This is a genomic window from Ornithinibacillus gellani (assembly GCF_003730295.1).
GTDB classification, from domain to species: Bacteria; Bacillota; Bacilli; order Bacillales; family Amphibacillaceae; genus Ornithinibacillus_A; species Ornithinibacillus_A gellani.
In genome coordinates this window covers 60,950-78,930 of sequence record NZ_QTSZ01000017.1, presented here as the reverse complement: position 1 = coordinate 78,930, position 17,981 = coordinate 60,950, and the positions used below count along the sequence as shown (strand labels likewise).

Annotated in this window: 18 protein-coding genes; all 18 read left to right on the top strand. The window is 38.9% G+C overall.

The window, feature by feature from the left end:
* Positions 1 to 4: 4 nt before the first annotated feature.
* The 18 genes from DX933_RS04515 (at position 5) to rimP (ending at position 17,967) form a co-directional block, all read left to right on the top strand.
* A complete protein-coding gene (locus DX933_RS04515) occupies positions 5 to 490 on the top strand; it encodes a chemotaxis protein CheW (RefSeq protein ID WP_123315292.1) in 486 nt (161 codons plus the stop codon).
* Positions 477 to 1,112 carry a chemotaxis protein CheC gene (locus DX933_RS04510; RefSeq protein WP_123315291.1) on the top strand — a complete coding sequence of 212 codons (636 nt, stop codon included), beginning with the start codon at positions 477 to 479 and terminating at the stop codon, positions 1,110 to 1,112. The genes DX933_RS04515 and DX933_RS04510 overlap by 14 nt, the downstream gene beginning before the upstream one ends.
* The gene (locus tag DX933_RS04505) at positions 1,105 to 1,602 is read left to right on the top strand and encodes a chemotaxis protein CheD (RefSeq protein ID WP_123315290.1); all 498 of its coding nucleotides are present in this window, start codon (positions 1,105 to 1,107) and stop codon (positions 1,600 to 1,602) included. Before DX933_RS04510 ends, DX933_RS04505 begins: the two co-directional genes overlap by 8 nt.
* A gap of 50 nt (positions 1,603 to 1,652) precedes the next feature.
* A complete protein-coding gene (locus tag DX933_RS04500) occupies positions 1,653 to 2,426 on the top strand; it encodes a FliA/WhiG family RNA polymerase sigma factor (RefSeq protein ID WP_123315289.1) in 774 nt (257 codons plus the stop codon).
* Positions 2,427 to 2,450: 24 nt separating this feature from the next.
* Positions 2,451 to 3,830, top strand: a complete 1,380-nt coding sequence (locus DX933_RS04495) for a DUF342 domain-containing protein (RefSeq protein ID WP_123315288.1) — start codon at positions 2,451 to 2,453, stop codon at positions 3,828 to 3,830.
* 40 nt (positions 3,831 to 3,870) lie between these two features.
* Positions 3,871 to 4,188, top strand: coding sequence for a hypothetical protein (locus DX933_RS04490; protein ID WP_123315287.1), 318 nt, complete (start codon positions 3,871 to 3,873; stop codon positions 4,186 to 4,188).
* A 15-nt stretch (positions 4,189 to 4,203) separates the two neighbouring features.
* Positions 4,204 to 4,665: a DUF6115 domain-containing protein gene (locus DX933_RS04485; RefSeq protein ID WP_123315286.1), complete on the top strand. Its 462-nt coding sequence runs from the start codon at positions 4,204 to 4,206 to the stop codon at positions 4,663 to 4,665.
* A 179-nt stretch (positions 4,666 to 4,844) separates the two neighbouring features.
* Complete coding sequence (gene rpsB, locus DX933_RS04480) at positions 4,845 to 5,588, top strand: 30S ribosomal protein S2 (protein WP_123315285.1); 744 nt, start codon at positions 4,845 to 4,847, stop codon at positions 5,586 to 5,588.
* A gap of 98 nt (positions 5,589 to 5,686) precedes the next feature.
* Complete coding sequence (gene tsf, locus DX933_RS04475) at positions 5,687 to 6,571, top strand: translation elongation factor Ts (RefSeq protein ID WP_123315284.1); 885 nt, start codon at positions 5,687 to 5,689, stop codon at positions 6,569 to 6,571.
* 136 nt (positions 6,572 to 6,707) lie between these two features.
* The gene (gene pyrH / locus DX933_RS04470) at positions 6,708 to 7,430 is read left to right on the top strand and encodes a UMP kinase (RefSeq protein ID WP_123315283.1); all 723 of its coding nucleotides are present in this window, start codon (positions 6,708 to 6,710) and stop codon (positions 7,428 to 7,430) included.
* A 17-nt stretch (positions 7,431 to 7,447) separates the two neighbouring features.
* Positions 7,448 to 7,990 carry a ribosome recycling factor gene (gene frr / locus DX933_RS04465; protein ID WP_397315990.1) on the top strand — a complete coding sequence of 181 codons (543 nt, stop codon included), beginning with the start codon at positions 7,448 to 7,450 and terminating at the stop codon, positions 7,988 to 7,990.
* 556 nt (positions 7,991 to 8,546) lie between these two features.
* Positions 8,547 to 9,308 carry an isoprenyl transferase gene (locus DX933_RS04460; protein WP_123315281.1) on the top strand — a complete coding sequence of 254 codons (762 nt, stop codon included), beginning with the start codon at positions 8,547 to 8,549 and terminating at the stop codon, positions 9,306 to 9,308.
* Positions 9,309 to 9,323: 15 nt separating this feature from the next.
* Positions 9,324 to 10,109, top strand: a complete 786-nt coding sequence (locus DX933_RS04455) for a phosphatidate cytidylyltransferase (protein WP_123315280.1) — start codon at positions 9,324 to 9,326, stop codon at positions 10,107 to 10,109.
* Positions 10,110 to 10,247: 138 nt separating this feature from the next.
* On the top strand, positions 10,248 to 11,510 hold the full coding sequence (gene rseP / locus DX933_RS04450) for an RIP metalloprotease RseP (RefSeq protein ID WP_123315279.1): 1,263 nt from the start codon (positions 10,248 to 10,250) through the stop codon (positions 11,508 to 11,510).
* A 133-nt stretch (positions 11,511 to 11,643) separates the two neighbouring features.
* Positions 11,644 to 15,936, top strand: a complete 4,293-nt coding sequence (locus tag DX933_RS04445) for a PolC-type DNA polymerase III (protein WP_123315278.1) — start codon at positions 11,644 to 11,646, stop codon at positions 15,934 to 15,936.
* A gap of 158 nt (positions 15,937 to 16,094) precedes the next feature.
* Entirely contained in the window at positions 16,095 to 16,643 is a 549-nt protein-coding gene (locus tag DX933_RS04440; protein ID WP_223805873.1) for a sigma-70 family RNA polymerase sigma factor, read from the top strand.
* Entirely contained in the window at positions 16,636 to 17,229 is a 594-nt protein-coding gene (locus tag DX933_RS04435) for a hypothetical protein (protein ID WP_123315277.1), read from the top strand. Before DX933_RS04440 ends, DX933_RS04435 begins: the two co-directional genes overlap by 8 nt.
* Positions 17,230 to 17,499: 270 nt before the next feature.
* Positions 17,500 to 17,967: a ribosome maturation factor RimP gene (gene rimP, locus DX933_RS04430; protein WP_123315276.1), complete on the top strand. Its 468-nt coding sequence runs from the start codon at positions 17,500 to 17,502 to the stop codon at positions 17,965 to 17,967.
* The last annotated feature ends 14 nt before the right edge of the window (positions 17,968 to 17,981 follow it).

The window sequence follows — 17,981 nt, the reverse complement described above, 5'->3', positions numbered from 1 at the left end:
GACCATGTTAAAAGCAGCAGAAGTTAATCAAAAAGTGATTGTTTTTCAATTGATGAATGAAGCCTATGCAATTTCTGTATACCATATTGGTTCAATTGAACAGATGTTACCAATTACAAGGGTTCCGCAGACCGCCCGTTTTGTGAAAGGTGTCATCAATTTACGAGGTGTTGTTACACCAATTATTGATTTACGTATCCAGTTTGGGATGCCGGAAAAAGCATATGATACACAGACAAGGATTATAATCGTTACCGTTGATGATATAAATGTAGGGTTAATCGTAGATGAAGCTAAGGATGTTCTTGATATACCTAAAGCAAATATAGAGCCACCACCAGAGGTAATTGATATGGAAACTTCCGCATATATAGCTGGAGTTGCCAAAATGAATAATCAGTTAATTAATATATTGGATTTAACACATATTTTATCAGTAGCTGATTTGGAAGAATGGCGCCAAAAGGAACAAATCAATGGAACCAAATAAGCTATCGGAATGGCAAAAAGAGATTCTCCAAGAGGTTGGAAATATTGGTGCTGGAAATGCAGCAACATCTTTGTCCGTATTATTAAATGAAAGAATAGATATGCAAATTCCTTCCGTTCAAGTAGTCCCATTTGAAGATGTGGTCGACTTGGTTGGTGGTCCTGAGCAACCAATGGTAGCCATTTTATTTCAAATTCAAGGTGACACAGCTGGTATGGTTTACTTTCTATTGACAAGAGAGGAAGCAAATTATTTAATCCATAAGTTATTTCCGGACGCTGAAGGAGAAGTTGATTTTCAGACAGTGCCAAATGACATGCTGTTATCCGTATTACAGGAAGCTGGGAATATCATCGTTGGTTCCTATTTAACAGCACTTTCCGATTTTATAAATATCCATATCCATCCATCTGTCCCACAAGTGTTGATGGATATGGCAGGTGCAATCTTATCCATTGGTTTAATGGAATTATCACCTTACACTGATGATGCCATCATCATAGATACAAAAATGAATGATGTGGGAGAAGCCAATAAAATGAGTGGCCAAATTTTGTTATTACCAACTCCGGATTCATTTAAGAAAATATTTCAAGCATTGGGAGTATCTGATCATGACTAAGCTGCAAACCATTGTAAAGGTTGGAATTTCCGATATGAATATCGTGCAAACGCCAGATGTGATAAGAACATCTGGGCTTGGATCCTGTGTCGGTGTTGTCATCTATGATGCAAGAAACGGTATTGGTGGATTGGCACATATTATGCTTCCGGATTCCAGTTTGGCTAAGCAAAAAAACATTCATGTAGCAAAATATGCAGATACTGCCGTAGCTGCCCTAGTAGAAAAATTAATCCTTGCTGGAGCTAGAAAGTACAAGCTTCAAGCTAAGCTGGCAGGCGGAGCACAAATGTTTCAGTTGTCGTCTGGTTCTGACATCATGCGAATCGGCCCGAGAAATGTTGATGCAGTAACAGAAAAGCTACACGAATTGCGAATACCGATTATTGCTTCAGATGTTGGTGGAAATTGTGGAAGAACGATTGAATTTGATCCAGAAACCGGAAAACTATTAATCCGAACCGTTAATCAAGGTGAAAGCTACATTTAATGGAATGTCTGATGGGGAATAAATGAGGAATAGATGGGAGGAACTACGTTATGAGTGCGGAGTATTCTTTATTAGAAGAAGAACGATTATGGAATAATTGGATAACGACAAAGAACAATCATGCTGCAAACGAGCTCATTCAGCATTATATGTATTTAGTTAATTTCCATGTTGATCGTACTGCGAGCCATCTGCCACGTAATGTTTCAAGGGATGATTTGGTAAGTTTTGGGCTGATGGGATTGTTTGATGCACTAAAAAAGTTTGAACCAGCTCGAGATTTAAAGTTTGACACTTATGCATCCTTTCGAATCCGTGGGGCAATCATTGATGGATTACGCAAGGAAGATCGATTATCAAGAACAGCACGTGAAAAGGTGAAAAAAATAGAAGCCATTACCCAAATACTGGAACAAAGGCTTCATCGATCACCAAATATGGAGGAAATTGCAAATGAAATCGGGATGACCATACCTGAAGTGGAAACGGTCATGCGCGATACATTGTATGCGAGTGTCGTGTCAATTGAAAACAAAACAATGGTAGAAGCTGATCAGGAGATGGAAGGAATTGGCTATGTTATCCCTGATGATACAGCAATTTTGCCAGCAGAACATTTGCTCCAGGAAGAAACAAATGAAAATCTTATCCAAGCTATTAAACAATTGAATCGAAATGAGCAGCTGGTTGTTAGTTTACTTTATCATGAAGAGTTAACTTTAACGGAAATTGGAAAAGTCATGGATCTTACAACATCACGAATTTCCCAAATTCATAAGACTGCCATTAGCAAGTTGAGAAAAACCTTAAAGAGCTATATGTAGTTCTATAACAAAGGGGGAATCGATTTGTCGTCTATTCATACGTATTTGATTATCCGCTCCTCGGCAGATGGGATGCGAGCTGAGATTGATTGTACGGATGCTTACAGCAGTGCAGATTGGACATGTAGTGAAGCGATGATTCATGAATTATTGAAGAAACATAAGATTGTAGATGGCATTCAGCAGGATGCAATTGAAACAATTGTTGCAAAGCCATCTTCTGACGTTTTTCCAGTTGAAATTGCGATTGGTAAACACCCCATTGCAGGCAAGGATGGCCAGGTGGACTTTGCATTGGACTTATCAACAGAGAAACATATTTCGAAGGATGATGTGATTAGCTTTCGTGATATGATGCAAATCCCAACCGTCAAACAAGGCCAAAAATTAGCTAGATTAATTCCTCCTGAAGCAGGGGAGCCAGGTCATGATGTTTTCGGGAAACAAGTGGCAGCCAAGCCCGGAAAACAAGCTGTTTTAAAAGCAGGGAAAAATGTTGTCTATCGTGAAGAGGATGCGAGCTTTTATGCAACTGCAGATGGTCAAATTAGTTTGAATAGTCCTTATTTACATGTTTATGCCGTATATGAAGTGAATGAATCGCTCTCCATGAAGGTAGGTAATATTGACTTTATTGGTTCCGTTGTCATCCGTGGTGATGTTCCATCTGGTTATACGGTAAAAGCCGCAGGAGATGTGAAGATTTTTGGCATGGTTGAGGCTGCGTCGATTATCGCTGGTGGCTCCATTTATATTTCTGAAGGCATGTCAGGTGTTAAAAAAGGGGAACTCAAGGCAACAGAAGACATACATATTAGTTATATGAATCAAGGTAAGGCATATGCGAGGGGAAATATAATTGTATCACAGTCTATTATTCATAGTGAATGTACGGCACGTGGAATGATTAAATGCCAGCAAGGTAATATTATTGGTGGTGTTATTTCAGCTGGACAGCTCGTAGATGCAAAGGATATTGGAAACCGTCTTAGCACTAAAACGGAAGTATGTATTGGACGCGATTATGCTACACTGGAACATGAGAGGACATTGCGTGCAAAAGAAAAAGAATTAAAGGAAACGCTATCGAAATTGGATTACATTGGTCAAAAACTTGCCCAAACGAATCCAGAAGATATGGATGCTAAGATGAGAATTACGATGCTACGACAAAAAAATTCGTATCAAAAAACAAAAGCTAAGCTACACGATGTGGAGGAACAGCTTCTACGTATCAATGCATTTTTGGGCAGTGAACGCGAAGCAAGTATCGTGGTACGCAATCAATTGTATCCGAATGTTATTATAGCATTTGGAAAATACAAGAGAATCATCAAGACAAACCATCAGGCAGTTCGAATTTGTTTAGCGGATCAGGAGATTTCTGTACAGGCTAGAGGCTAAATGATGTCCATGCATTTAATCAGGAAGGGAAGTCGTTTCAATGAGCTGGAAATCAGTTGAAATGCAAGTTGCTTTGCCTCGGGCACAGGATGCGGGGAAGCTTCAAGAACAACAAATGAAACAAAACCAGCAATTTCAAGAATCACTTGCCCAAACCCAATTAAAAGAGGAAGAATTAAAAAGGAAACAGGTTGTTACATTTGAAGATGTGGAACAAGCAGCACTTGGAAAAAATAAAGAAGACCCATCACAACAACAATCCCAGCATCAGCATAATAAAGAAAATCAGCCTTCAGACAAAAATGAACAACGAGCATCACATCCTTATCTTGGTAAACGTATAGATCTAAATGGTTAGAAAGAAGGCATGAACATGATATCATTTTTATTTTTAATTAGTTTTCTTTTGCATATAGTGACGTTCGCAATTATTTATCAATTGGTTATGAAAGTTCGAGTGCGAGAGCAGGAACAGTCGCAAAATGAAGTGTTACATTCTATTCTTGAAGAAACATTGGCAGAAATTAGAGCAGAAAATAAACGAATGGAACGACAATTTGACGAGACAGCAACGAGCGCACAGCCATCTGAAGCATTAACCACACACAATGAGAAAGAAGAGATTCCCCGCGGTACCGCTTTGAATGAGGAAATGGAGGATTTTCAACTTCCTCTATTATCAACCGAGGTGAATGATACGATGGAAGCCTCCGTAGAATCAAAGGTGCTTCAATTACATCAAGACGGAATAACAGAGACAGAGATCGCAAAAAAACTTGGTATCGGTAAAACGGAGGTTGAATTAATCGTAAAACTACATGAAAAAAAAGGATAAGAAATGCTTGATTGGCAGAGCGGTATATGGTATATTAATTTTTGGTGTAAATAGTATGTCATGGACAACTATAAAAAAACACACGTTTGCTGATTTGTTTGACTGGTGTCAGTCCCGAGGGCTGGTGTTCAAACAGAGATGATGCAATCGGAGGAAAAAACCAATTAGGAGGAATAGACATGTCAGTAATTTCAATGAAACAATTGCTGGAAGCTGGTGTCCACTTTGGTCATCAGACACGCCGTTGGAATCCGAAAATGAAAAAATACATTTTCACGGAAAGAAATGGCATCTACATCATCGACTTGCAGAAAACTGTTAAAAAGGTTGATGAAGCTTATAATTATGTGAAGGAAATCGCAGCAAATGGTGGAACCATTCTATTTGTTGGTACAAAGAAACAAGCACAGGATTCTGTTCGCGATGAAGCAACACGTTCTGGAATGTTTTATGTTAACCAACGCTGGCTTGGTGGTACACTAACAAACTTCCAAACCATCCGTAAACGTATCAATCGTTTGAAGGATATCGAGCGTATGGAAGAGGACGGTACATTTGAAGTACTTCCGAAAAAAGAAGTTGTAGAGCTTATGAAGGAAAAAGACCGTCTTGTAAAATTCTTGGGCGGAATTAAAGAAATGAAAAAACTTCCAGATGCTCTATTTGTAATCGACCCTCGTAAAGAGCGTATTGCGATTGCAGAAGCTCATAAATTGAACATTCCGATTATCGGAATCGTTGATACGAACTGTGATCCAGATGAGATTGATTATGTAATCCCTGCAAATGACGATGCGATTCGCGCCGTTAAATTGCTAACATCCAAGATGGCTGATGCAATTTTGGAAGTGAAACAGGGTGAAGAATTAGAAGAAGTGGAAGCTGAAGCTACAGAAGAAGCAGCAGAAACGGAAGAAGCATAATTTCTAAAAAAAGGTCAGGTGATAAGAGGATAAGCCTTTTATCACCTTTTTTAAGAGGATTCAATAGGTGACGAAATCGAATTAAGGAGGAAATGAACATGGCAATTACTGCAAAAATGGTTAAAGAACTTCGTGAAAAAACTGGTGCTGGTATGATGGATTGTAAAAAAGCACTCACTGAAACGAACGGTGACATGGAGAAAGCAATTAACTTTCTACGTGAAAAAGGAATGGCTTCTGCTGCTAAAAAAGCAGGCCGTATTGCTGCTGAAGGCTCAACTTATATTGAAGTAGATAACAATACTGCCGTTTTAATCGAAGTAAACTGTGAAACAGACTTCGTTACAAAAAATGAGCAATTCCAAGAATTACTATCTGACATTGCGAAGCACATCGCTAGCCAAAAGCCTGCTGATGTAGAGGAAGCTTTACAACAAAAACTGCATGGTGAAGGTGAAACTGTAGATGCATTGATCAATACTGCCGTTTCTAAAATCGGTGAAAAGATTTCTTTACGCCGCTTTACATTATTAACGAAAACAGATCAGGATGCTTTCGGTTCTTACCTCCACATGGGTGGACGAATCGGTGTATTGACATTACTAGAAGGTACAACTGATGAAGCAGTTGCACGTGACGTTGCTATGCATATTGCTGCAGTTAATCCTCGTTACATCTCCCGTGATGATGTAGCAGAGGACGAAGTAAGCCGCGAGCGCGAAGTATTGAAAACACAAGCGTTGAACGAAGGTAAGCCAGAAAAAATTGTAGAAAAAATGGTAGAAGGTCGTCTTGGTAAATTCTTTGAAGAAATTTGCTTGCTTGAGCAAAACTTCGTAAAGAATCCGGATGAAAAAGTGAAAACTTTCGTAGCAAATAATAATGCAACTGTAAAAGCATTTGCCCGTTATGAGGTTGGCGAAGGCATGGAAAAACGTGAAGAAAACTTTGCTGACGAAGTAATGAGCCAAATTAAAAAATAATGCATGGGAATCCAAAGCATCTGCTGCATGCAGATGCTTTGGGTCGAAATAGGGAACATATGATGTTCCCTATTTCACCATAAAGAGACAGACAGCATGTATCAAACATCTAAATATACATTCCATGGAGGTTATTATGTCAGGAGCTCGTTATAATAGAATCGTTCTGAAACTTAGTGGAGAAGCATTAAGCGGCAGTCAAGGCTATGGGATTGAGCCAAAGGTTATTCAATCCATTGCAACCCAGGTGAAGGAAGTAGCTGAACTTGGTGTAGAGGTTGCTGTAGTTGTAGGTGGCGGTAACATATGGCGCGGTAAAGTAGGCAGCGAAATGGGCATGGATCGTGCATCCGCCGACTATATGGGAATGCTCGCTACAGTTATGAATTCGCTGGCATTACAGGATAGCCTGGAAGCGATTGGAATTCCTACTCGGGTACAAACCTCAATTGAAATGAGACAGGTTGCAGAACCATACATAAGAAGGAAAGCAATCCGTCATCTGGAGAAAAAACGTGTTGTGATTTTTGCAGCAGGTACGGGTAATCCGTATTTTTCCACAGATACAACGGCTGCTCTGCGCGCGGCGGAGATAGAAGCTGAAGTTATCTTAATGGCAAAAAATAATGTGGATGGCGTCTATACAGATGATCCTAAAACCAATAAAGATGCGCGTAAATATGATGAGCTTTCGTATATGGACATGCTTAATGAAGGACTTGGTGTAATGGACTCAACAGCCTCCACACTATGCATGGATAATGATATTCCATTAATTGTATTTTCAATAGTAGAAGAAGGTAATATTAAAAGGGTTGTTCAAGGTGAAACCATCGGAACAACGATAAGGGGGAAATAACATTGACAGACTCAATTATGAAACAGATGCGCGATAAAATGGATCAGGCTACCCAAGCATTTGCAAAAAACTTGGCAACCGTTAGAGCAGGTCGTGCCAATCCAAGCCTTTTGGATAATGTATTTGTTGATTATTATGGGGCAACTACACCATTAAACCAGTTGTCCACTATTTCCGCACCAGAACCAAGACTATTGATGATTACACCATATGATAAATCAGCAGTAAATGATATTGAAAAAGCGATTCAAAAAGCGGACCTTGGATTATCCCCATCTAATGATGGAAATGTGATTCGTATTAGTATCCCTGCCTTAACAGAAGAACGTCGTAAAGATCTCGTTAAAATTGTCGGGAAATATGCAGAGGAGTCACGTGTCCAAGTAAGAAATATTCGTCGTGACGCTAACGATCAATTACGTAAGGCAGAGAAAAATGCGGAATTGACCGAAGATGAACTACGTCATGCACAGGACAGCGTACAGAAGGAAACAGATAAGTTCATCGATACCATTGATGAAATGGTTAAAACAAAAGAAAATGAAATTATGGAAGTATAATCATCCATAAGTAAAAGAGTTATGAGCCCTCTTGTAATAGAGGGCTTTTCTTGAGTTTAATAGATGTTCAAATTTGGATTTAAATCAGTCCTGGAAATACAAAAAGAAAATGTTTTTATCCTATGATTTGAATGTACTGTAATTTTTTTCATGCACTAATTTTTCCTTAAGTTCACCGATTAAGAAAAAGAATAACTAACTATCGATACCATCACATATAATAATAGTGAAAAAGCCTGCTAATCATAATGGCATACAAACATTCATGTCCTCTCAAACAACCTTACATAAAAAAAATTTCCCAACCTGTGTAAAAATCGTTATAATAAGTATGGTAAAATGATATAATGAGGTTTCGCTTGCCTACATTTAGAGGTTAGGTATAAGCACTATACTTTTGAGTTATTGCTTGCATGAATAGGGGTATGGTCTAAACCGCATTACAAAGAGGTGGCTTCGTACACCTGTTGAAGAAAATTTTGCAGGCATGATATGCTCTCATGCTTAATGGATTATGTGATTCATGACCTGTTAAGCAGGATCTGGAGGACAAACGATGTCAATGAAACTTCCTTTTTTTAAAAACAAACAAATAAAAGTGTTAAAAAATACGGAATTAAGTAAAGTTCCACATCATCTGGCAATTATTATGGATGGTAATGGCAGATGGGCTAAAAAGCGAGGATTACCTCGGATTGCAGGACATAAAGCTGCAATGGACGTTGTACAGAATACGGTACGAACAGCAATCAAGTATGATATAAAAATTTTAACGCTCTTTACATTTTCGACTGAAAATTGGAAGCGTCCAAGACCTGAGGTAGATTTTTTAATGAAGCTGCCAAAGGAATTTTTGCATGTATATCTCCCTGAACTCATTGAAAATAATGTGCGTATTGAGACAATTGGTGATTTTGAAGGATTACCGGAAGGAACCAAAAAAGTAATTAATCATGCAAAAGAAAAGACCCGAAACAATGACGGGTTGTTATTAAACTTTGCCATTAATTATGGTGGCAGATTTGAAATTATGAAGGCAGTGAAACAACTGGCTGCTGATATAGAAAATAAGGAACTACAGGCAGATGCTGTCGATGAATCTGTATTTTCCCGTTATTTATTTACAAACGGGTTACCAGATCCTGATTTACTTATCCGTACGAGTGGGGAACAACGATTAAGTAATTTTCTGTTATGGCAATTGGCTTATTCAGAATTTTGGTTTACAGATACATTATGGCCTGATTTCAATGAAACGATTTTCTATCAGGCGCTTGTAGAATATGATCAGCGCATACGGCGTTACGGAGGTTTATAGGGTGGTGAATGGTTTATGAAGGAACGCATTATTACAGCCATTATTGCCATAATTATCTTTGTACCTTTTGTCATTTATGGAAGATGGCCATTTACAATTTTTATATATTTACTGGCAACCATTGGTCTTTTAGAATTATTACGAATGCGAAAAATACAATTGCTATCCTTTGCATCGTTATTTGCAATAATTTTGCTATGGGTGATTCTGTTACCAAGTACAATTGAATTGACAGATTACTCACGATTTGCTAAATCCGATTTCATCATGATTTTCGTAGTCTTACTTTTAAGCTATTCTGTATTAGTGAAGAATAAATTTACCTTTGATGACACAGGATTTGTGTTATTGTCGATTATTTACGTAGGGATGGGATTCTTCTACTTTTCAGAAACACGGGCTGCAGGCCTTGCTAATATTTTTTATGTCCTTTTTGTTGTGTGGGCAACTGATACTGGTGCTTACTTTTTTGGACGAGCTTATGGTAAACATAAACTTTGGCCGGAAATAAGTCCGAAAAAAACAATTGAGGGTGCATTAGGCGGCGTATTGCTTGCAGTAGTTGTTGGTATCATTTTTCATCTGGTTCACCCATTTGATTACTCGATTTGGATTATTATTGGGGTGACTATCCTTGTTTCCGTGTTTGGGCAGCTTGGTGATTTAGTTGAATCGGCATTTAAACGACATTATCAAGTGAAGGATTCAGGTAAATTACTTCCTGGTCATGGCGGAATTCTAGACCGTTTTGATAGTCTGTTATTTGTATTTCCAATGCTATATTTTATACATTTTTTCTAATGAACCGTATTTCCAAAATAGTACTGGCATAGGATAGTAAATGTCACTTGTACAATCAGAGGAAAAAGAGGTAAACTAGGAATGAATGATGCGTGACTCGGCTCCGCTTTGCGCATGGAAAAAGGATGGTGTATCTTTTTGAATACAATCATTGCATTTATATTTATGTTTGGCTTGCTCGTATTTATCCATGAGCTAGGTCATTTGATTTTTGCTAAACGCGCAGGCATGCTTGCACGTGAATTTGCGATTGGCTTTGGGCCAAAAATATTTTCCTTTACCAAAAATGAAACATTATATACGATTCGACTACTTCCGGTAGGAGGCTATGTTCGTGTTGCCGGGGAGGATCCGGAAATCATTGAATTAAAACCGGGACACCATATCGGTTTGACGTTCAATGATCAAGGTAAGGTCAATCAAATTATCGTAAACAATAAATCAAAGCATCCTGAAGCTAGGGTAATTGAAGTAGAGCATGTTGATTTGGATCATCAACTGGTTATCGAAGGCTATGAGGTTGATGAAACAGATGAAAAGCTGCACTTTGATGTGGATGAGAAAGCTTTCTTTATCATGGATGAAAAAGAAACACAGATTGCCCCTTTTGATCGTCAGTTTGCTTCCAAAAGTGTTGGGCAACGTGCGATGCAATTATTTGCTGGTCCAATGATGAACTTTTTATTGGCGATGGTGCTGTTCTTTATTTTGGGTGTCATACAAGGCGTACCAGCTGAAAAAGCATTGATTGACCAAGTACAGCCAGACAGTCCTGCTGCCACATCAGGTTTTAAAGATGGCGATGAAATTGTGGCAATCGATGGAACACCAATTTCCACCTGGGAGGAATTTACTGGTATTGTCATAAAAAGCCCGGATAAGGAATTGAACATGTCCGTTTCGAGAGGTAAAGAGGTCATCGATTTAACGGTGGTGCCACGAAGTGTGGAATCTCAGCAAGGGGATAAAATTGGTCAAATTGGTGTGCAACGAGCTTTTGAAAAATCAGCGATGGGCACTTTGAAATATGGTTTTGTTCAAACGTATGAAACGACTTCTCTAATATTGACCAATCTATTTATGCTTGTAACAGGGCAATATTCAATTGATATGCTTTCTGGTCCTGTTGGTATTTATGATATAACAGATCAGGTAGTGCAAACGGGCTTTCATAACTTTTTAATGTGGACAGCTATCTTAAGTGTTAACTTAGGGATTATTAACCTGGTTCCACTTCCTGCTCTTGATGGCGGACGTCTCTTGTTCGTCGGTATTGAAGCAGTTCGAGGCAAGCCGGTTGATCCTCAAAAAGAGGGGTTGGTGCATTTTATTGGATTTGCACTGCTGATGCTCTTAATGATCGTTGTCACATGGAATGACATCCAAAGATTATTTCTATAATGGATTTAAATAAGAATGTTTATGCTGTTTAAAACCCTTGTCCTGCCATTTTGACAAGGGTTTTACCATATAAAGGTAGAGTTTTTCCACCGATAGGGAAGCAGCTGAATTTGCATTGTTACAGGAGGTTACCATGAACATTTCTAAAAGTGATAAACTACATCATCTTCTAACGCAATTGGAAATGTCTGAGGATGATATGCATACATATTTTAAAGATGCATATTTGGATAAATTGGAGGTGTACAGGCAACAAAAGCTTTGGCATTTTCATTTGACTGTCCAACAAGTACTTCCTATTGAAATCTATCAATTATTAGTAGGGAAGCTACAGCATACGTTTCAGCATACTGCTGCTGTAGAGGTTACTATTAAATCGGTTAACCCGGACTGTGAAGAGGCGCTCATTTGTGATTATTGGCGGATGTTTTTACAAACAAGTGCAAGACTATCGCCAGCTTATAAAGATTTGGTTGAGAACCAAACACCGAAGCTTGAGCATAAGAAGCTTTTATTAACTGCAAGAAATGAAGCAGAAGCATCAGCACTCAAAAAACGAGTGGAAGAAGGTTTTCGTCAATACTGTACGAAAGCTGGTTTACCGCAATTCACTTTGGAAATTAATATTGATCAGTCTGCCCTTGATTTGGAAAGTTTTCGTGAGCAAAAGGCTTTGGAAGATAAGCAGCTTGTGATGAAAACGATGCGTGATAAGGAAAAACGTGACCAAAACAGAATGGATCAGGAGCAAAACAAACCATTTGCAATCGGTTATCAAATCCAAGATGAACCAATGCAAATGGAAGATATCCAGGATGAAGAACGCCGTGTTGCTGTACAGGGCTATGTTTTTGCTGTAGAAATACGCAAACTTCGCTCAGGTAGAAGTCTTCTTATTGCAAAGGCAACAGACTATACGGATTCACTTCAAATCAAAATGTTTTCCAAAGATGATGAAGACGCAGCTAAGTTTGAACAACTTAAAAAAGGAATGTGGATCAAAGCGCGCGGTAGCATCCAAACAGATATGTATACGAATGAATTGGCAATGATGGCAAATGATTTAATGGAAGTGAAGGTAGAACTGCGTAAAGACGAAGCACCCGAAGGAGAAAAACGGGTTGAACTTCATGCGCACTCGACGATGAGTCAGTTGGATGCTGTTGTTTCTCCCGCTAGATTGGTGGAGCAAGCAGCAAAATGGGGGCATTCTGCAATAGCGATAACCGACCATGCGGCTGTGCAAGGTTTCCCTGAGGCACATGGCGCTGCCCAAAAGCATGATATGAAAGTGATTTATGGAGTGGAAGCCAATATCGTTGATGATGGTGTACCAATTGCTTATAACGAAAAAGACCTTGAACTGGAATCAGCTACGTATGTTGTATTTGACGTAGAGACAACGGGTTTATCTGCTATTTATGACACAATCATTGAGCTAGCAGGTGTAAAGATACAAAATGGGGAAATAATTGACCGTTTTGAATCCTTTGCAAATCCACATAAGCCGATTTCGCAAACCATTACGGACTTAACAGGTATTACGGATGATATGGTACGGGATGCACCTGAGGTTGAAGATGTTTTGAAGGACTTTTATGAATGGTCAAGTGATTCAGCACTTGTTGCGCATAATGCCAGCTTTGATATCGGGTTTTTAAATCAAGGCTATAAACGAATTGATTACAACAAAGTAGAGAATCCAGTTATTGATACGTTAGAGCTGGCTCGATTCTTATTTCCAGAACTTAGAAACCACCGTTTGAATACCTTGTGTAAGCTGATGGATGTGGAACTCACCCAACATCACCGAGCGATTTATGATGCGGAAGCGACAGGTTATCTATTCTGGAAAATGATTCGAAAGCTTATCGAAAAGGACATAACGAATCACATCCATTTAAATGACCATATGGGGGAAGGAGATGCATATCAACGTTCCCGCCCTTACCATTGCACGCTATTGGCTCAAAATGAGGAAGGCTTAAAAAACTTATATAAGCTTGTGTCCTACGCGCATATTGATTATTTTTATCGCGTTCCAAGAATACCTAGATCATTGTTACAGAAATATCGTGCTGGATTATTGGTTGGCACAGCTTGTGATCAAGGGGAAGTATTTGAAACAATGATGCAAAAATCAGCAGAAGAAGCTGAATCAGCAGCTGAATTCTATGATTATATAGAAGTACAGCCCCCGGCAAATTACGCACATTTGATTGAAAAAGAACTCGTCAAAAATGAAGCACAGCTATTGGAAATCATCACCAAACTGGTTGACCTGGGGAAGCAAATGGATAAGCTGGTCGTTGCGACAGGTAATGTTCATTATATTGATGATCATGAGAAGCTATATCGTCAAATCCTTATTGCTTCTCAGGCGGGAAACCCATTAAACCGCCAAACGCTTTCTGATACACCGTTCCGTACGACGAATGAAATGCTGACATGTTTTTCATTTTTAGGAGATGAATTAGCTAAGGAAATTGTTGTTACGAATACAAATGCTCTAGCTGATCAAATTGAAGCAATATCACCGGTAAAAAGCGGCTTATTTACCCCGAAAATTGATGGGGCAGAAGAAGAAATTAAGCGACTTTGTTACGAACGGGCAGAAGCGATTTATGGTAATCCTGTTCCCAAAATTGTCACCGATCGATTGGAAAAAGAATTGAAAAGTATTATTGATAATGGTTTTGCGGTAATTTATTTAATCTCTCATAAACTAGTAAAAAAATCATTGGATGACGGTTATCTAGTCGGTTCGCGTGGTTCTGTAGGGTCTTCCCTTGTAGCAACTATGACCGAAATAACAGAGGTGAACCCACTTCCGCCACATTATGTGTGTGAATCATGCAATTACCATGAATTTATTACCGATGGCTCCTATGGAAGCGGCTTTGATTTGCCGGATAAATCATGTCCGAATTGCAGCTCTGAGCTATTAAAAGATGGACAAGATATTCCATTTGAAACATTCCTTGGCTTTAAAGGAGACAAGGTGCCGGATATTGACTTAAACTTTTCCGGTGAATATCAACCGATGGCACACCATTACACAAAGGAACTATTTGGTGAGGATTATGTTTACCGAGCAGGAACGATTGGAACCATTGCGGAAAAAACAGCTTTTGGCTATGTAAAGGGCTATGCATCGGATCATCAGCTTGTATTTAAAAATGCTGAGGTAGAGCGGCTTGTCCAAGGCTGTGCAGGTGTGAAACGAACAACGGGTCAACACCCTGGTGGTATTATCGTTGTTCCAGATAACAAGGAAATATTTGATTTTACACCAATCCAGTTTCCGGCTAATGACCGAAATAGTGAATGGCGTACAACGCATTTCGACTTCCATTCCATTGATGAAAATCTTTTAAAGCTCGATATACTTGGACATGATGATCCAACTGTCATTCGGATGCTGCAGGATTTAAGCGGGATGGATCCGAAAACGATTCCTATCGATGATGAAGCAGTGATGAAGATATTTTCTGGTACAGAGTCACTAGGGGTAACCCCAGAGCAAATTGACTGTAAAACAGGTACACTCGGTGTGCCAGAGTTTGGTACACGGTTTGTCCGTCAGATGCTGGAGGATACAAAACCAAATACTTTCTCGGAGCTTGTTATTATTTCGGGACTTTCCCATGGTACGGATGTGTGGCTCGGAAATGCGCAAGAATTAATCAACGAAGGAATATGTGAGCTTCCAGATGTTATTGGTTGTCGTGATGATATTATGGTGTATTTAATGCACCAAGGACTCGAAGCATCGCTTGCGTTTAAAATCATGGAATCTGTGCGAAAGGGTCGCGGCTTACAGGATGAATGGATTGTAGAAATGAAGAAAACAGGTGTTCCAGATTGGTATATTGAATCCTGTAAAAAAATCAAATACATGTTTCCAAAGGCACATGCTGCCGCATATGTTTTAATGGCAGTCCGAATTGCTTATTTTAAAGTGCATCATCCGATTTTATTTTATGCAGCTTATTTCACCGTTCGTGCCAGTGACTTTGAATTGGATACAATGATTAAAGGATCTGCTGCAATAAAACAGCGAATAGATGGGATCATCGCTAAAGGAAATGATGCTTCGCCTAAAGAAAAAAGCTTACTGACTGTGCTTGAAATTTCATTGGAAATGTGTGAAAGAGGATTTTCCTTTAAAAAAGTAGATCTATATCAATCGAGTGCAACCGAATTTTTAGTAGATGGTAATGCTTTGATTCCACCATTCAATGCAGTTGACGGACTTGGAACAAATGCAGCAATCAATATCGTGGAAGCAAGAAAGAAGGGAGAGTTTCTCTCCAAGGAAGACTTGCGGGAACGAAGTAAAATTTCCAAAACTGTACTCGAATACTTGGATCAGCACGGCTGTTTAGAAGGAATGGAAGAAAAAAATCAGTTATCCTTATTTTAAGCACAGATTGGCAGACATACACATTCGTGTTTTGTCTGCCTTTTTAATCATAAAGCATCTGGGGAGTAGTGAATTGGTTTAGTATGAGACAATTTAACGTTATGAAACCTTAATTGATTCTGTTTCGTCTAATCATAAGGGTATAGGGGGTCAGGTGCATGGAAGAACAGTCTGAAATAAATAATAAAGAATTAGATTCCTTGTTTATACGATTAATGGAACAGCATGGGGAAGAATTGACAAGGCTTGCTTATTTATATGTAAAAAATAGAGCAGTTGCTGAAGACATCATTCAGGATGTTTTTATGAAAGCATTTGAACAGATTCATCAATTTCGACAACAGTCGACCTATAAAACATACCTATACCGAATGACGATTAACCGTTGCCATGATTATTTTCGTAGTTGGTCGTATCGGAACATGATTTTAACGGATAAAATAACTGGTATATTTTCTAAGGGGAACGAACCGGAAGAAACAGCAATAAAGCTGGATCAAAAGGAAGCACTTGGTCAAGCAATTTTAAAACTACCCGTATTGTACCGAGAGGTCATTATCCTTTATTATTATGAAGATTTTTCTGTAGACGAGATAGCACAGCTGCTACGCTGTTCTTCCAACACAGTTAAAACAAGAATGCGCCGAGCTAGAATAAAGCTGAAGACGTTATGGACTGGGCTTGAAGGAGGAATGCACAATGGATAGAAAAGATATTAAAGCAGGCATTAAGCAGGTTCTAGGTGAAGAACCCTTCTTTACAGAGCAGCAAAAACAACACATTCTATCACAGACGAAGCAGCCAAAGCCCAGAAAAAGAACAGGTTACCATCTTGCTGTCTCATTAGGAATTCTAGTATCAGTTTGTGTATTTGGGTTTATCTTTTATAACATTCTTCAGCAGCCACAGCAATATGGTTTAGAAGATAGTAGTGAGTATGATGCGACGCATTTTGATGATGCAGAATCACAGGAGGAATCGGATGAAACTTTCTTGGATGAACGATTACAACCTGAACAAGCAACCATTGAGGAGTTAAGGAAGTTAGGCTTTGAAGGTACTCTAACAGATATTCAACACGAAGTTACAGCACATCCTGAGATCATTCCAGATGCTTGGAATGAAGATGGAACGGCACAGTTTTATCCGGCTGGGGATATTATTGTGCTATCGCATGAATGGGTCTATGCACCAGTGGTAAACAGCACAGCAGCAGGCGCTTTACTCCTAAAATACCAGATAAAAAATGGGCAACCTGCAGAATGGGAAATCATAGAAGCTTATTTGCCTTAATCAATTACAATTGCAACGATAAAAAGACACCCAAGTGCTGGCAATGCTCATTGTTGCATGATTTTTTTACTTATGTTATATTCATATTGTACGTAGCAATATGTTCGTTAAAAGAGTGGGATTTCCCCACTCTTTCGTCTTATTACCACCCATCTAGCGCTGACATTCCCTTGCCATCCCTTACCGGCAAGGGTTTTATATTGATGAGCTTCAAATGAAAAATTGGTTATTAGTCCATAATAGGAATATGTAGGTGAAGGAGGATGAGCAATGAGCGCTGTAATTAAAACAACGGAAGAATTAGTGATACCGATTTTAACGAAGAAAAATCTGGAATTGGTTGACATCGAATATGTAAAGGAAGGTCCGAATCTGTTTTTGCGTGTTTATATTGATAAACCAGGCGGGATAGATATAACAGAATGCGGAGAAGTATCTGAGCTTCTAAGTGAAGAACTCGACCGTGTCGATCCGATTAAGGATGCATACTTCTTGGAGGTTTCCTCACCTGGAGTAGAGCGCCCATTGAAAACCAAACAGGATTTTGCTAATAACATTGGAAAAAACGTCCTGATAAAACTTTATAGCCCGATCGATGGCGAAAAAGAATTTGAAGGTATTTTGAAGGATTTTAATAATGAAATTGCCGTAGTTTCCTATAAGGTAAAAACACGAACGAAGGAAATTGAAATACCATTTGATAAAATTGCAAAGGCAAGGCTTGCAGTTGCATTTTAAGGGGGAGAAAAAAG

What these genes read in the sequence shown, in the direction of transcription:
- DX933_RS04515 (WP_123315292.1), top strand. Translation starts at nt 5, where the DNA reads ATGTTAAAAGCAGCAGAAGTTAATCAAAAAGTGATTGTTTTTCAATTG.
- DX933_RS04510 (WP_123315291.1), top strand. Translation starts at nt 477, where the DNA reads ATGGAACCAAATAAGCTATCGGAATGGCAAAAAGAGATTCTCCAAGAG.
- DX933_RS04505 (WP_123315290.1), top strand. Translation starts at nt 1,105, where the DNA reads ATGACTAAGCTGCAAACCATTGTAAAGGTTGGAATTTCCGATATGAAT.
- DX933_RS04500 (WP_123315289.1), top strand. Translation starts at nt 1,653, where the DNA reads ATGAGTGCGGAGTATTCTTTATTAGAAGAAGAACGATTATGGAATAAT.
- DX933_RS04490 (WP_123315287.1), top strand. Translation starts at nt 3,871, where the DNA reads ATGAGCTGGAAATCAGTTGAAATGCAAGTTGCTTTGCCTCGGGCACAG.
- DX933_RS04485 (WP_123315286.1), top strand. Translation starts at nt 4,204, where the DNA reads ATGATATCATTTTTATTTTTAATTAGTTTTCTTTTGCATATAGTGACG.
- rpsB (WP_123315285.1), top strand. Translation starts at nt 4,845, where the DNA reads ATGTCAGTAATTTCAATGAAACAATTGCTGGAAGCTGGTGTCCACTTT.
- tsf (WP_123315284.1), top strand. Translation starts at nt 5,687, where the DNA reads ATGGCAATTACTGCAAAAATGGTTAAAGAACTTCGTGAAAAAACTGGT.
- pyrH (WP_123315283.1), top strand. Translation starts at nt 6,708, where the DNA reads ATGTCAGGAGCTCGTTATAATAGAATCGTTCTGAAACTTAGTGGAGAA.
- frr (WP_397315990.1), top strand. Translation starts at nt 7,448, where the DNA reads ATGAAACAGATGCGCGATAAAATGGATCAGGCTACCCAAGCATTTGCA.
- DX933_RS04460 (WP_123315281.1), top strand. Translation starts at nt 8,547, where the DNA reads ATGTCAATGAAACTTCCTTTTTTTAAAAACAAACAAATAAAAGTGTTA.
- DX933_RS04455 (WP_123315280.1), top strand. Translation starts at nt 9,324, where the DNA reads ATGAAGGAACGCATTATTACAGCCATTATTGCCATAATTATCTTTGTA.
- DX933_RS04445 (WP_123315278.1), top strand. Translation starts at nt 11,644, where the DNA reads ATGAACATTTCTAAAAGTGATAAACTACATCATCTTCTAACGCAATTG.
- DX933_RS04440 (WP_223805873.1), top strand. Translation starts at nt 16,095, where the DNA reads ATGGAAGAACAGTCTGAAATAAATAATAAAGAATTAGATTCCTTGTTT.
- DX933_RS04435 (WP_123315277.1), top strand. Translation starts at nt 16,636, where the DNA reads ATGGATAGAAAAGATATTAAAGCAGGCATTAAGCAGGTTCTAGGTGAA.
- rimP (WP_123315276.1), top strand. Translation starts at nt 17,500, where the DNA reads ATGAGCGCTGTAATTAAAACAACGGAAGAATTAGTGATACCGATTTTA.